General features: G+C 44.1%; 15 protein-coding genes. 13 read left to right on the top strand and 2 right to left on the bottom strand.

The genetic code is table 11. The features are described 5' to 3' along the window. Positions 1-33 precede the first annotated feature (33 nt). From prmA to purH, 3 genes are all read left to right on the top strand, one after another. Positions 34-957 (top strand): 50S ribosomal protein L11 methyltransferase, encoded by a 924-nt coding sequence (prmA, locus tag BW928_RS05775; protein WP_076555295.1) that lies wholly within the window; start codon positions 34-36, stop codon positions 955-957. A gap of 171 nt (positions 958-1128) precedes the next feature. Further along, positions 1129-1377 carry a helix-turn-helix domain-containing protein gene (locus BW928_RS05770; protein ID WP_076555294.1) on the top strand — a complete coding sequence of 83 codons (249 nt, stop codon included), beginning with the start codon at positions 1129-1131 and terminating at the stop codon, positions 1375-1377. A gap of 317 nt (positions 1378-1694) precedes the next feature. Then, positions 1695-3296, top strand: a complete 1602-nt coding sequence (gene purH / locus BW928_RS05765; protein ID WP_076555293.1) for a bifunctional phosphoribosylaminoimidazolecarboxamide formyltransferase/IMP cyclohydrolase — start codon at positions 1695-1697, stop codon at positions 3294-3296. Between the two features lie 154 nt (positions 3297-3450). On the opposite strand, the gene BW928_RS05760 is transcribed toward purH, so the two are convergent. Both BW928_RS05760 and hbs read right to left on the bottom strand, forming a co-directional pair. Continuing rightward, the gene (locus BW928_RS05760; protein ID WP_076555292.1) at positions 3451-5316 is read right to left on the bottom strand and encodes a SurA N-terminal domain-containing protein; all 1866 of its coding nucleotides are present in this window, start codon (positions 5314-5316) and stop codon (positions 3451-3453) included. Between the two features lie 180 nt (positions 5317-5496). After that, a complete protein-coding gene (gene hbs, locus BW928_RS05755) occupies positions 5497-5769 on the bottom strand; it encodes a non-specific DNA-binding protein Hbs (protein ID WP_076555291.1) in 273 nt (90 codons plus the stop codon). Between the two features lie 252 nt (positions 5770-6021). On the opposite strand from hbs, the gene BW928_RS05750 reads away from it, so the two are divergent. From BW928_RS05750 to BW928_RS05705, 10 genes are all read left to right on the top strand, one after another. Beyond that, positions 6022-6288 (top strand): hypothetical protein, encoded by a 267-nt coding sequence (locus BW928_RS05750; protein WP_143821546.1) that lies wholly within the window; start codon positions 6022-6024, stop codon positions 6286-6288. A 24-nt stretch (positions 6289-6312) separates the two neighbouring features. Further along, on the top strand, positions 6313-7014 hold the full coding sequence (locus BW928_RS05745) for a hypothetical protein (RefSeq protein ID WP_227516559.1): 702 nt from the start codon (positions 6313-6315) through the stop codon (positions 7012-7014). 198 nt (positions 7015-7212) lie between these two features. Next, positions 7213-7719 (top strand): Rrf2 family transcriptional regulator, encoded by a 507-nt coding sequence (locus BW928_RS05740; protein WP_076555289.1) that lies wholly within the window; start codon positions 7213-7215, stop codon positions 7717-7719. After that, entirely contained in the window at positions 7716-8939 is a 1224-nt protein-coding gene (locus BW928_RS05735; RefSeq protein WP_076555288.1) for an IscS subfamily cysteine desulfurase, read from the top strand. The genes BW928_RS05740 and BW928_RS05735 overlap by 4 nt, the downstream gene beginning before the upstream one ends. Before the next feature lie 336 nt (positions 8940-9275). After that, positions 9276-9659, top strand: coding sequence for a Fe-S cluster assembly scaffold IscU (iscU, locus tag BW928_RS05730; RefSeq protein ID WP_076555287.1), 384 nt, complete (start codon positions 9276-9278; stop codon positions 9657-9659). A gap of 51 nt (positions 9660-9710) precedes the next feature. Continuing rightward, a complete protein-coding gene (gene iscA, locus BW928_RS05725; protein WP_076555286.1) occupies positions 9711-10031 on the top strand; it encodes an iron-sulfur cluster assembly protein IscA in 321 nt (106 codons plus the stop codon). A 71-nt stretch (positions 10032-10102) separates the two neighbouring features. Continuing rightward, a complete protein-coding gene (gene hscB, locus BW928_RS05720; RefSeq protein WP_076555285.1) occupies positions 10103-10627 on the top strand; it encodes a Fe-S protein assembly co-chaperone HscB in 525 nt (174 codons plus the stop codon). A 36-nt stretch (positions 10628-10663) separates the two neighbouring features. Further along, a complete protein-coding gene (gene hscA / locus BW928_RS05715) occupies positions 10664-12523 on the top strand; it encodes a Fe-S protein assembly chaperone HscA (protein ID WP_076555284.1) in 1860 nt (619 codons plus the stop codon). A 27-nt stretch (positions 12524-12550) separates the two neighbouring features. Beyond that, positions 12551-12889 (top strand): ISC system 2Fe-2S type ferredoxin, encoded by a 339-nt coding sequence (gene fdx, locus BW928_RS05710; RefSeq protein WP_076555283.1) that lies wholly within the window; start codon positions 12551-12553, stop codon positions 12887-12889. A 416-nt stretch (positions 12890-13305) separates the two neighbouring features. After that, on the top strand, positions 13306-13598 hold a 293-nt coding region (locus BW928_RS05705; protein ID WP_144295805.1), incomplete at its 3' end, for an ESPR domain-containing protein.

The raw sequence follows: 13598 nt of genomic DNA, 5'->3' as shown, positions 1-13598 counted from the left end.
CGCACAATATCGGTTATTTTATTGAGGAAATCTATGTCTTGGCAACAACTTCACCTACAATGCCCACAATCTACTGTTGAGCTTGCTGAGGCATTGTTTTATGAATCAGGTGCCGTCTCCATCTTGCTAGAAGATGCTGGCGATGAACCATTGTTTGAGCCATTGCCTGGCGAAGAGCCACTGTGGTCGCAAGTGATACTGACCGCTATTTTTGATACCAACAGCGATGACAGCTTGGCAGGCATGGATTTTGAAAGCCTAGCAGCCTCCATTGCAGCCGAGGTTCAGGCTTCGAGATTTTGGCTGACACGGCTTGATGATAAAGACTGGACACGCGAATGGATGAGCCATTATAAGCCCATTCAATGTGCAGATAATTTATGGATTGTTCCTGAGTGGCTCAGTCCGCCTGATAAGACAGCAATCAACATTATCCTTGACCCAGGTCTGGCTTTTGGTACTGGCTATCATGCCACCACCCGACTGTGTCTAGACTGGCTTGCCAAGCAAGATTTGGCAGATAAATTGGTGATTGACTATGGTTGTGGCTCGGGGGTTTTGGGCGTGGCAGCCCTATTGCTGGGTGCAAGACAAGTGCTGGCGGTGGACATTGACCCACAGGCAATCCTTGCCACACGCCAAAATGCCGAGCTAAACGGTGTTGCTGACAAGCTCATTGCATTTTTGCCAGAAGAGTTTAACCAGTATCGCAACACACATGACGAGCTTGCCGATACCATCACTGCCAATATTTTGGCAAAGCCGCTGATTCATTTTGCCCCAACTTTTCAGCAATTATTAAAGCCACACGGCTCGATAGTGCTGGCAGGGTTGATTCAATCACAGACTCAAGAGGTTGAAGACGCTTATCGTCCTTATTTTGAGCTTGACGCTCCATTTTGTTATGATAATGACAACGATCATCATTGGCATCGCTTAAGCGGTATCAAAAAATAAATATTTACAAACTTGCTACATATCATAACACAAAAATCATAGCCAAATTGACAATGCTTTGCTAACATTAGTCGCAATTTCTGTCAAAAATGACATAAATGAGTTGCTTTTGTTTTATTTAAATATTTAATTGCATTGATAAATTCTTTGGATAAACTTACGAGTATAACAATGACAACACAAACCGAAAACACCATCCCTCTCCATGTCCATGTTGAAGATGCCGCACAGCGATATTTTGCCGCTTTGGGCGATGCAAAGGCAAACAATCTGTATGAGATTTTTTTGGCAGAATTAGAAAAACCCTTGCTAATTGCCACCTTAAAGCACACTCGCGGCAATCAATCCAAAGCAGCAAAAATTTTGGGGCTAAATCGAGGAACTTTACGCACCAAATTAAAATCATATCGCCTGCTGTAAATCGCATGCCAACTGCCCACATTGGGCAGTTTTTTATTTTCTTTACAGCCGCAGCCATAATCACCAAGATCCAGATTGCATTGACTGGTAATTGCTTGCACTACCAAGGTTGATTTTAGCCAATCAATTTGCTAACAGTATCAGCAATCAAGCCCGCTCATGATGACTGTTTTTGCTAAAAAACACAACAAATCACGGCTTGGCACTTTATAAATTTGGTAATCAATGGTATTATTTTATGCTCAATCATCGATGGTATCACATCGACAGTCAATGCTATTGACAAAAAAATCTCAATAAATTTATTAGGTTGAATTATGAATCAAAAGCGTTTTGCCCTATTGTCCGTATCTGACAAAGCAGGCATTGTTGAATTTGCCCAAGGTCTTATCAAGGCAGGTTTTGATATTTTGTCCACAGGTGGAACTTATAAACTGCTGACGGAGAATGGTATTGATGCCCTTGAAGTTTCGGCACATACAGGCTTTAGCGAAATGATGGACGGCCGTGTCAAAACCTTGCACCCAAAAATTCACGGTGGCATCTTGGGTCGCCGTGGTGTTGATGATGGCGTTATGGCAGAGCATGGCATTGACCGCATTGATATCGTTGCAGTCAATTTGTATCCTTTTGCCGCAACCATCGCCAAGCCCAATGTTAGCATGAGCGATGCCATTGAAAATATTGACATCGGCGGCCCTGCCATGGTGCGTTCTGCTGCCAAAAATCACGCCCATGTCGCCATCATCACCAGCCCAAATGACTACAACCGTGTATTAGATGAACTAAACAATCAAAACGATCTAAGCCATGCGACTCGTTTTGACTTGGCGGTGAAAGCATTTGAACACACGGCTGCTTATGACGGTATGATTGCCAGCTGGCTAGGTGCTCGCCTACCAACAGACACGGCTAATAACAACCCAGATAATGCTGATGCCACAAGCCAGTACCCTCGCACCTTCAACCAGCAATTTATCAAGGCACAAGAATTACGCTATGGCGAGAACCCCCACCAAACGGCAGCATTTTATGTAGAAAATCATGCCAGTGAGGCATCCATCGCCACCGCCAAGCAGTTGCAAGGCAAAGAGCTTTCTTATAATAACATCGCCGATACTGATGCTGCCCTAGAATGTGTCAAATCCTTTGCCAAGCCAGCTTGCGTTATCGTCAAACACGCCAACCCATGCGGTGTTGCGGTGAGCGAACAAGGCATCTTGCAGGCTTATGATTTGGCCTATGCAACCGACCCAGAGTCAGCTTTTGGCGGTATTATTGCCTTCAACCGCCAGCTGGATACCGCCACCGCCCAAGCAATCATCGACCGTCAATTTGTTGAGGTGATTATCGCTCCAACAGTAGCAGACGGTGTGGCTGAGATTGTCGCCAGCAAAAAAAATGTCCGCCTACTCACCTGTGGTGAATTGCCAGACATCAACGCACGCCATGCTCAATTTGACTTTAAGCGTGTTACAGGCGGTCTGTTGGTACAAGAGCAAGATTTGGGCATGATTGATAAGTCTGACTTAACAGTCGTTACCGAAAAAGCACCTACAGATGCCGAGCTTGATGATTTGATTTTTGCATGGAAAGTTGCCAAATATGTCAAATCTAATGCCATTGTCTACGCCAAAAATCGACAAACCATCGGTGTTGGTGCAGGACAAATGAGCCGTGTCAATTCTGCTCGCATTGCCGCGATTAAGGCAGAACACGCAGGCTTAAGCGTTGCAGGTGCCGTCATGGCATCAGATGCCTTCTTTCCATTCCGTGATGGTATAGACAACGCCGCCGCCGCTGGCATCAAATGTATCATTCAACCGGGTGGTTCGGTGCGTGATGATGAAGTGATTGCCGCTGCTAATGAACACGGCATTGCCATGGTCTTTACTGGCATGCGTCATTTTAGACATTAATTACACAAACCAAAAACGGTGTTCATGCACCGTTTTTTTTGATAATTCTTAATTTGACAAATCAATCCACCCTGCCACATCTGCCAAGTATTTGCAGCACGATTATTTGTAATCAAAAAAACCTTAAAGTTTAACTTTAAGGTTTTTGTTAAGATTATCGCTGCTGAGCTTTGAGGGCATCTTCATTGATGACCACTTCGCTACTTTGTCGCAGATAATGCACATAATCTTCCAATTGATCTGCACCGATATTATCACGAATCACCGCAACAACACGCATACGATCTTCGGCAGACAGCGGACTTTCACTACTTTTTTGCACCTTGCCACCGACAATCACGCTTGCTCCTGACTCAGTTTGTACCGCCCAGACATCTTTATCGTTACCGCTTTGGTTCAAGAATAAACTTGCCAGCTCAAGCGAATCAAGCAAGGGATTGATGCGTGTACTCATGCCAATATTAGCACTTGGCGTTGTCAATCTGGCAAGCTCTGCTGGTGATGCTTTTGCCGCCTCTACTGCTTGCTGTGCCGCTGCCATTGCAAGTTTGCTGGCTTTTTGCTGAATTAATCGCTGCTTAATCACAGGTTTTGCTTCATCAAAGCTCAAGGCACGTGCCGGCTGATAATTGCTTGGTTGCAGCCAAATATTTTTCTCACCAATCAAAATATTCGGGCTGACACCTTGATTTTGAATGGTGAAATCATCAAAAGCCGCAGCAATAATCGCAGGCTGGTTCAGTGCTGTGTCATTGTCTGTTTGTGGATAAGCGGCTATTTGGGCAACTGTCAGCCCTGTTTGCTTGGCAATATCTGCTGCACCCATGCCATCGGTCGCCATTGTGTTGATTTTTGCTGACAATTCCTCAAAGGCTTGAGATCGCTTAAATTGCACCGCACGAGCCAGCAATTCATTGCGTGCATTTGCCAAAATCGCCGAATTGTCATTGAGTTTGGTAATTTTAAAAATATGATAGCCAAATCCACTTTTGACAGGCTGACTAACCTGACCCACACCCAATCCAGACAATGCACGCTCGATAGCCACCCCATCATTACCAAAAACATTGGGGTTAAATGTGCCAATATCGCCGCCATTTGCCCCACTTGGGTCATCGGAATATTGCTTGGCAAGTACCTCAAACGATTCGCCTGCATCTAGCTTTGCCCGAATCTGCTTGGCACGCTCTTCGGCATCTGCTCCTGTTAATAAAATTTGAGCCAATTGCGGGCCAGCATTAATGCCGTTTTCTTTTAAATAAGCAGCTTGCTGAGCACGAATCTCCTCCTCGCTTGGCTCATCGACTTTTAATTGGCTGGCATCAAGCTCAATATAGCTCAAATCAACCGTTGCAGACTTGGTGAGCGATTGTTTATTTTGCTCAAAATACGCCTGAATTTCTGCATCGCTGACCGACACCTGATCGGCATAATCCTGCCATTTATAACGATTCACCCACACTTCTCGTGATTCTAGCTGCAAATCAATCAATCTTGAAACTTGACTGTCTGGATAAATAGCCGTCCCCAAAATGCTGGTGATTAACTGACGCAGGCTCAGGCGAAGTCGCTCAATTTGAAACAGCACATCTTTGGTCAGCCCATTTTGTTGCAAATAGCTGGCAAATTTTTCATTAGAAAACTGCCCATTGTCCTGAAAGACAGGAAATTGTTGCAACAGCTGCGTAATCATCTCATCTGACACCGTCATGCCAAGCACCGAAGCCTGATTTTCAAGCAATGCCTTATCGGTCAGACGCTTTAGCACAATCTGTATTAACGCCTGCTCGTCAATCAGGCTGGCATCAACACCCGACTCAATCAACGCATTGCGTTCGGCATTTAATTCTGCCTGAAAAGTGCTAACATCAACCACTCGGTCGCCAACCTTAATCAGCTCATTTGGCTTAATCTTAGAGCCACCAAAAGTCCCAACGCCCAAAAACGCCATCGGCACCAAAGTACCAATCAGCACCAAGCGACCCGGCCAACTGTTTAAGAAATTCCGCATTTTTTCCATAGGATTACACTTTGCTCTTGTCAAGTAGTCAATATAAACCTTACTATAATACGCTAATTTTTGTCATTTCTCAAAATACTTTTTGTAACTTTGCAAAAATATCCAGCCATCATCATCTTGGCAAAATAAAAAGCCACCAAAGGGTAGCTTTTTAGATATATTACAGCTTGATTGCTGGTATTAGTTTACAGCGTCTTTTAGACCTTTGCCTGCTTTGAAGCTTGGTACTTTGCTTGCAGGGATTTCGATGGTTTCAAGCGTTTTTGGGTTACGACCAGTGCGTGCTTGACGCTCCTTAACGCTAAAAGTACCAAAACCAACCAAAGTAACAGAATCACCGCGTTGCAGTGCATCTTGTACACTTTCAGTGAAAGCATTCAATGCTTTGGTGGCTTGATCTTTGGTTAGACCTGCAAGGCTTGCAATATTATCAACCAATTCTGACTTATTCATAACCTATCCTCATGTAATGGATTTAACAATTAAAATATTGCTTAAGTTTCCCAAGCGTATTTAAACACGCATTTTAAAAGTATTGCTAAAGTTTTACAAGTGCCAAAGTACAAAAATTTGCAGAAAATCACAAAAAATTGCATTTTTTGTGAAAATTTGCAGAAATTAAGCCATTTTCCAACAAAAATCAGCAGCACAAACCAGTCATTATCAGCGTGCTGACATGATAATTTTGACAAATTAGCAACCACTGTGATGGATATGGTAACAAAAACAACCAACAATTCTCCAATTTTTATGCAAAAAATTGCAAAAAGTTGCTATTTTTCTCAATCAAGATGCGGTAAGATAATCAAAATAAATAATCAGCTGGCAAAGTTTGGCAAATTTTATGAAATCAGCCAATTTTATCATCAACTCTACCAAGTGCAGCTTGGTGACTGGATAAATCAACAATATTATGATAAATTCTACAAGCAAATAATTCGCCAAACGACAAGCAGCCTTACTTGCTTATAACCAAAAATATATCAGGAACAATCAATGACAACAAATACCCCAAACGCACTACAAACCCAAACGCCACAAAATGACAGCGAACAGCAACCAGCAGGTGGCATCGTTTCTCGCAGTCTGATTGGCGTTGTGCTGATTTTTATTGAATCTGCGATTGCTCTGATGTTGCGACTTGATCCGAAGTTACGCCAGCTTGCCTATCCACTTGCCAAGGCAGGCACGGTGGTCTGCATTCGCTCCTACCTACCCCACACCACCATCTATGCCACTTTTGGCTATCGTGGTGTTTTGCTGGACAGTCAGCTGCCAGCCAATGTCAATGCCGAGATCACGGTAAATGCTTATAGCTTTCAGCTTGTTAATGCACTTATTAACCACAGCCCAAGCCACATTGAGTCGCTACAAATCCGTGGTGAAGCTGTGATGGTTGAGAATTTCAAGGCATTTTTGTTGCGTGTTGGCGTTGGTGGTGCTATCCAAAATCTCATCACCAAATTTACAGGCAATCAAAAACCAAAACCAACCGCCGAAAGCCAAGCCAAACAAAACAGCGATTATCAACAAAAAATTGCCGAGCAAGCCGAACGCATTGACACATTATCTACAGAAAACAAACGCCTATCCATTCAACTGGCCGAGCTTGCCAGCAAACAAAAATCGACTTTTGTTGCCATGATTGTCGCTGCCTTTGCCGCCATTGTCAGCACGGTTTTGCACTTTTTTATCTAGCAACAAACAACCATCGACTGGGCAAATAACCATTAATTGATAAAATCAATCCATGAAATTGAAAAATTTGATGGATTTTTTATTGATTTAATCTTGACCTGTTTACTAGGAATTATTATAATAGGCAACATTAACCACCCAACTTCACAGGCCACTGTGCCAAAGTGGAATTAGGCAATTTTTTTTGGAATTATTATAATGCGTTTGACAACTCGTGGACGGTATGCCGTCACTGCCCTTTTGGATTTGGCTGTCCAAGAGAATCGCCATAAAGGTGCTGTGTCCTTATCCGACATTGCAAAACGCCAATCCATCTCCATATCTTATCTTGAGCAACTATTTTCCAAACTTCGCAAAAAAGGCTTGGTCAATAGCACGCGCGGGGCGGCAGGTGGCTATCACCTTGCCAAACCCCTAAACGAAATTGATGTGATGAGCATTATTATCGCCGTTGATGAAAGCATCAATGCCACCCAATGTGGCGGCAAAGGCGACTGCCAAGATGGCTCTATGTGCCTGACACATGACCTATGGCATGACTTATCCATACATATCGAAAATTATCTAAAAAATGTTACTTTAGCACAGCTTTTAGAAACCAAAAATACCCAAGCCATCGCCGACCGCCAAGAGCATCGACTGTGTGGCAACAAAAAAGACAATTCACAAATCACAACTGTCAATTTGATTGGAAATCCAGCATGAGCCAGAATTCTTTGATTTATTTAGATTATGCCGCCACCACGCCTGTTGCCCATGAGGTTGCTGACAAGATGGCAAAATACCTGACCTTTGATGGCATCTTTGGCAATCCAGCCTCTCGCTCGCACGGCTTTGGTTGGCAAGCCGAAGAGGCGGTCGAAAATGCCCGCTTGCAAATCGCCGAAACCATCGGTGCTGACCCACGCGAGATTGTCTTTACCAGCGGTGCAACCGAATCGGACAACCTTGCCCTAAAAGGCGTGGCACATTTTTATGAAAGCCGTGGCAAGCACATCATCACCAGCCAAATTGAGCACAAAGCCATCTTGGACACTTGCCGTCAATTAGAGACCGAAGGCTTTGAGATTACCTATCTTGAGCCTGAGCAAGGCACTGGGCTGATTCACCCAAGCCAAGTTGCCGATGCCATTCGCCCTGATACCATCTTGGTAAGTCTGATGGCAGTCAATAATGAGCTTGGCACAATTACCGACATTGCCGCCATTGGCGAAATCACCCGTGAAAAAGGAATTATTTTTCATGTTGATGGAGCTCAAAGCGTCGGCAAAATCAAGCTAAACTTGGCAGAGCTAAAAATAGACCTGATGAGCTTTAGCGGTCATAAAATCTACGGCCCCAAAGGCATTGGTGCATTGTATGTCAGCCGCAAACCTCGTGTCCGTATCAAAGCAGAGCAGCACGGTGGTGGTCATGAGCGAGGTATGCGTTCTGGCACATTGCCAACGCACCAAATTGTCGGCATGGGCGAGGCATTTGAACTGTCTGCCAAACGCTTTGATGAAGATCATGCACACATCACAGCCCTACGCGATAAACTATGGCAAGGCTTGCAAGACATTGAAGAGGTTTATCTAAACGGTAGCCTTACCCAAGGTGTGCCAAACATTCTCAATGTCAGCTTCAACTTCGTTGAGGGTGAAAGCCTAATGATGAGCCTAAAAGACTTGGCGGTGTCATCAGGCTCAGCGTGTACCTCAGCCACCCTTGAGCCGTCTTATGTATTGCGTGCCATCGGTCGTCCTGATGAATTGGCACACTCATCAATTCGCTTTAGTTTCGGTCGATACACCACCGAAGAAGACATTGACCGCGTCTTGGCACAAATCCATGAAGCCGTTGATAAACTGCGTGAACTTTCGCCATTGTGGGATATGTTCAAAGAAGGCGTGGATTTTAGCAAAGTTGAATGGCAGGAGCATTAATCCACCGCCTTTTGCAAATTAATCGCTCGGCAGTTGATTGACCGCATGGCTTGGGTAAAACAACAAGTCATAAGACTGCCAGTTTGGCAAAATGCAGTGAAATTTGAACCAAAATCCTGCTTAAACGGACAATTTATCAGCCCATCATAAATGCGAATTTGGTGAATTGTCCGCAGCAAAGCTACAAATGAACAGCGGTTCTTTTGTACAACACAAGCAAGGCGATTGGCAAACGCTGTTGTAAGAAAAAATTAAGAAAATTGTTATTAAAGCTGATTATTTCAACATATTTTCACTAAAACTTTTGACAATAATCACAAACAAAAGAGAGTAATCATGGCATATTCAGACAAAGTTATTGACCATTATGAAAATCCTCGCAATGTAGGCAATCTTGACAAAAACGCCAAAAATGTCGGCACAGGTATGGTAGGAGCCCCTGCCTGTGGTGATGTTATGCGACTACAAATTCAGGTTGGCGACGATGGCATCATCGAAGATGCAAAGTTTAAAACCTATGGTTGTGGCTCGGCAATTGCCTCAAGCTCACTGGTAACAGAATGGCTAAAAGGCAAAACACTCGACCAAGCCGCCGCCATCAAAAACAAAGACATCGCCGAAGAGCTTGCCCTACCCCCTGTAAAAGTGCATTGCTCGGTACTTGCCGAAGATGCCATCAAGGCAGCCATCGCCGATTACCAAACCAAAGCTCAAGCCTAATCGCTTGGGCTTTGGTGGCGATTTGCCATTTTGTCAATCTAAGGAGCAATGATGATCAGTCTAACCAGTCGTGCCGCTCAACATGTTAAAGAGTTTTTGCAAAATCGTGGTAGTGGCGAGGGCATCCGTGTTGGTGTGCGTACAGCAGGCTGTTCTGGGCTTGCCTATGTGCTTGAATTTGTTGATAAACCTGACAGCAGTGATGAGCGTTTTGTCAGCGAAGGCGTCTCGGTATTTGTCGATCCCAAAAGTTTGGTATACCTAAATGGTCTACAGATGGACTATGTTACCGAAGGGCTAAATTCTGGCTTTAAATTCAGCAACCCAAATAAAACGGGTGAATGTGGCTGTGGCGAATCGTTCACCGTCTAAGGATTATCGATAAGCATTGTCTTGACAAGGCTTATTTGATGATGATTTTGCGTTAATTATCGGAACTTATTATGTCTGATGCTCATTTTTTTGCTTTATTTGGTCTGCCTGTTGATTTTAATATTGACAAACAAGCCCTCAAGCAAGCACATTTAGCTTTACAAAAACAGCACCACCCAGACCGCAATACTGCCAATCACGGCAGCAATCAACAGGCATCTCTTATCAACCATGCTTATCAAACTTTGCTGGCTGATGACAGTCGTGCTGATTATTTATTGCAACTATCAGGCGTGGTTGTTGATGCATCAGAATCCATTGCCGATTGGGAGTTTTTGGACAGCATGATGCAGCTGCGTATTGAGCTTGACGATACCTCTGATAACGGTGAACTTGCCCAAATTGCACAGCAGGTTGGTTTAATCAATCAGGCACAGGCACAACGCTTTATTGAGGCTTATGGTAATCAGAATTGGTCGCAAGCAATTGATGCCAGCAAAAAACTGCAATTTACCGCCAGACTGCTTGATGATATTGCCAACAAAACAAGCGAAAACCTAGCCAAAGACAATACTGACGATGAACTGTATGTCTGAATTTATCCAAAATTAACTTAGCATTAAGAAACCATCATGTCTTTATTACAAATCAGCGAACCCAATCAAAGCAAAAACCCACATCAGCACCGCTACGCATTGGGCATCGATTTAGGTACAACACACTCACTGGTTGCAGTTGTGCGTTCGGGGCGTGCCGATGTCCTGCCCTTTGACAACTCACCTCTATTGCCTTCGGTGGTGTATTATGGCAAAAATAGCAACACGCCGCTGATTGGTAATGCAGCATTGGCACACGCCAACGACAGCCAAAACACCATCATCTCTGCCAAACGCTTTATGGGTCGTGCCAAATCAGACATTAAATTTTCACACCCCTATCAACTGGCAGGCAATCATAATACCATGCCTGCATTTGTTACCGCACAAGGTGAAAAATCCCCCGTAGAAACTTCGGCTCATATCCTAAAATACCTAAAAAACCACGCCGAAGCCGCCCTGCCAGCAAACAGCATTCAAGGAGCGGTGATTACCGTGCCTGCCTACTTTGATGATGCACAGCGACAGGCCACCAAAGATGCTGCCACTGCCGCAGGTCTGACCGTACTAAGGCTACTTAATGAACCAACCGCCGCTGCCATCGCCTACGGACTGGACAAAAATACCAACAACGGTAATTATTTGGTTTATGACTTGGGCGGTGGTACTTTTGATGTTTCGCTGCTGAATTTATCCGATGGCGTTTTTGAGGTTTTGGCAACAGGTGGTAATTCTGCTTTGGGTGGTGATGATATTGATCGCTTGATTGCCAATTGGCTTATCAAAGCTGCCAATAAAAATCCCAGCGAGATTAGCAATGACGAAAAAGCCCATTTGGCAAAAGTCAGCAAAAACTACAAGCAGCAGCTTAGCCATCATGATGCTGTTGAGATTGATATTGACATTGCTGGCACCAAATTACAAACCACGCTGGACAATCAGACACTAAGCAGTATCATTGAGCCTGTCATTCGCCGTACGCTGCAAGCCTGTGAGCAAGTTCTGCTTGATGCCAAACTTGACAAAGCAGCTCTTGCCGATATTATTCTGGTCGGTGGCTCAACTCGAATGCCCGTTATCCGAAGAGCGGTCGAGCAGCATTTTGAGCGTGTACCGCTTTGCAATATCAATCCTGACGAAGTGGTCGCAATCGGTGCCAGCATTGCCGCTGACCAACTGGTTAATCAGTCCAATAATGCCTTGCTGCTACTTGATGTAACACCGCTATCGCTCGGCGTTGAGACAATGGGCGGTTTGGTGGAAGTGATTATTCCTCGCAACACCCCCATTCCTGTAACACGCCGACAAACTTTCACCACCCATCAAGATGGTCAGACAGGCATGGTGGTTCATGTCGTGCAAGGCGAGCGAGATACAGTTGCGGATTGTCGCAGTCTGGCACGCTTTGAGCTGCATGGCATACCGCCAATGAAAGCAGGTTTTGCACGCATCGAGATTAGCTATGCCATTGATGCCAATGGTCAGCTGACGGTTTCGGCACGAGAGACCACCACTGATGTCGTGAGCCAAATCCAAGTCAGCCCAAGCTATGGTCTGTCAGAAGAACAGCAAGAACAGTTGCTACAGGCTGGCTTTATCCACGCCCAAGCTGACAAGGCTGCTCGAATGTTAATAGAAACCAAAGTTGAAGCAGAGCGAGAAATTATCGCCCTAACTTCAGCACTTGAAGAGTTTGCCGAGTTGCTAACTGATGAGCAGCACCAAACCCTACTGACGCATATACAAGCCGTCAAACACGCCATCACTACCGATGACAAGGCTCAAATTGACAAGCAAATAACTGCACTCAAGCCACACAGCGATCATTTTGCCAGCGTTATTATGGACAGCAATGTCAAAAATGCCCTTGCAGGCACACACACAAGCGATTGGTAATTCCATAGCCATTTAAAAGAGATTATTATGACCACTGTAACTATTTTACCTCATCATGAAATCTGCCCAGAAGGTGCAACCATTGAAGTTAATTCAGGCGATAATCTATGTGAAGCCATGCTAAATAATGGCATCAAAATTGAACACGCTTGCGATATGTCAAAAGCTTGTACAACTTGTCATGTCATTGTCCGTCAAGGCTTTGACAGTCTTGACGAAATGGACGACATTGAGGGCGATTTGCTTGACCGTGCTTGGGGGCTTGAACCAGACTCTCGCCTATCCTGCCAATGCGTTATCGGCACAGAAGATTTATTGATCGAAATCCCCAAATACACCCTAAATCACGCCAAAGAAGGTCATTGACCGCACATCTAGCCACCACACAGTCAAGTCCTATGTGGTGGTTTGTTAAAAGACTGATTGAACGATATAAAAATTAACTTATTGGTTTATAAAGTATAATTTATCATTATAGCAAGACAATATCACACCATCATGCTTAATCGGATTATCTGTTTAAACCCGTAAAGTATTCATCATCATTGTATTTTTATTATTTAATAAAATTTTATTATTAATGAATATATTTTTAACTTAATAAATCCGCCATATCTAATCATCAAATCAACACCTGAACCAATAAAACTTCTTGCTCCCACTCCATCATAACCCCTGCCCTACCCTGCCGCCTTTGAATTTTAATAACATTTATGATAACATCACATAATTATTAAGATATTATCACATTGCCATAAAATAAATATTCACTGGAGTCTGTCATGAACCGCCTGTGCTACCGAGTTATTTTTAATAAAAACTTAGGTCAGCTTATCGTGGTTTCTGAAAAAACCCGCTCACAAGGCAAATCCAGTCAAACCACCAAAACCAGTCGTTCGCTAGTATTTAGTGTTGCTGCTGGCACTGGCTTTGGCTTAAAAACTCTTTCATTATCACTTCTTCTTAGCCTAGGCTTAGTTGCCCACGCCAACACCCCAACAACCATCTTAGCCGACAAATCCGCCGATAAATCACTACAACCCATTGTTCTACCCACAGCCAGTGGCATCACTTC

Origin of the sequence: Moraxella cuniculi DSM 21768, assembly GCF_900156515.1 — a bacterium.
Taxonomy (GTDB): Bacteria; Pseudomonadota; Gammaproteobacteria; order Pseudomonadales; family Moraxellaceae; genus Moraxella; species Moraxella cuniculi.
This window is presented reverse-complemented; position numbering and strand designations above follow the sequence as displayed.

Bases quoted from the DNA above. Each gene is read 5' to 3' on its own strand.
- BW928_RS05745 (WP_227516559.1), top strand. From the start codon at position 6,313: ATGACAACAAATACCCCAAACGCACTACAAACCCAAACGCCACAAAAT.
- iscA (WP_076555286.1), top strand. From the start codon at position 9,711: ATGATCAGTCTAACCAGTCGTGCCGCTCAACATGTTAAAGAGTTTTTG.
- BW928_RS05740 (WP_076555289.1), top strand. From the start codon at position 7,213: ATGCGTTTGACAACTCGTGGACGGTATGCCGTCACTGCCCTTTTGGAT.
- hscB (WP_076555285.1), top strand. From the start codon at position 10,103: ATGTCTGATGCTCATTTTTTTGCTTTATTTGGTCTGCCTGTTGATTTT.
- fdx (WP_076555283.1), top strand. From the start codon at position 12,551: ATGACCACTGTAACTATTTTACCTCATCATGAAATCTGCCCAGAAGGT.
- hbs (WP_076555291.1), bottom strand. From the start codon at position 5,769: ATGAATAAGTCAGAATTGGTTGATAATATTGCAAGCCTTGCAGGTCTA.
- BW928_RS05735 (WP_076555288.1), top strand. From the start codon at position 7,716: ATGAGCCAGAATTCTTTGATTTATTTAGATTATGCCGCCACCACGCCT.
- BW928_RS05770 (WP_076555294.1), top strand. From the start codon at position 1,129: ATGACAACACAAACCGAAAACACCATCCCTCTCCATGTCCATGTTGAA.
- hscA (WP_076555284.1), top strand. From the start codon at position 10,664: ATGTCTTTATTACAAATCAGCGAACCCAATCAAAGCAAAAACCCACAT.
- prmA (WP_076555295.1), top strand. From the start codon at position 34: ATGTCTTGGCAACAACTTCACCTACAATGCCCACAATCTACTGTTGAG.
- BW928_RS05760 (WP_076555292.1), bottom strand. From the start codon at position 5,316: ATGGAAAAAATGCGGAATTTCTTAAACAGTTGGCCGGGTCGCTTGGTG.
- iscU (WP_076555287.1), top strand. From the start codon at position 9,276: ATGGCATATTCAGACAAAGTTATTGACCATTATGAAAATCCTCGCAAT.
- purH (WP_076555293.1), top strand. From the start codon at position 1,695: ATGAATCAAAAGCGTTTTGCCCTATTGTCCGTATCTGACAAAGCAGGC.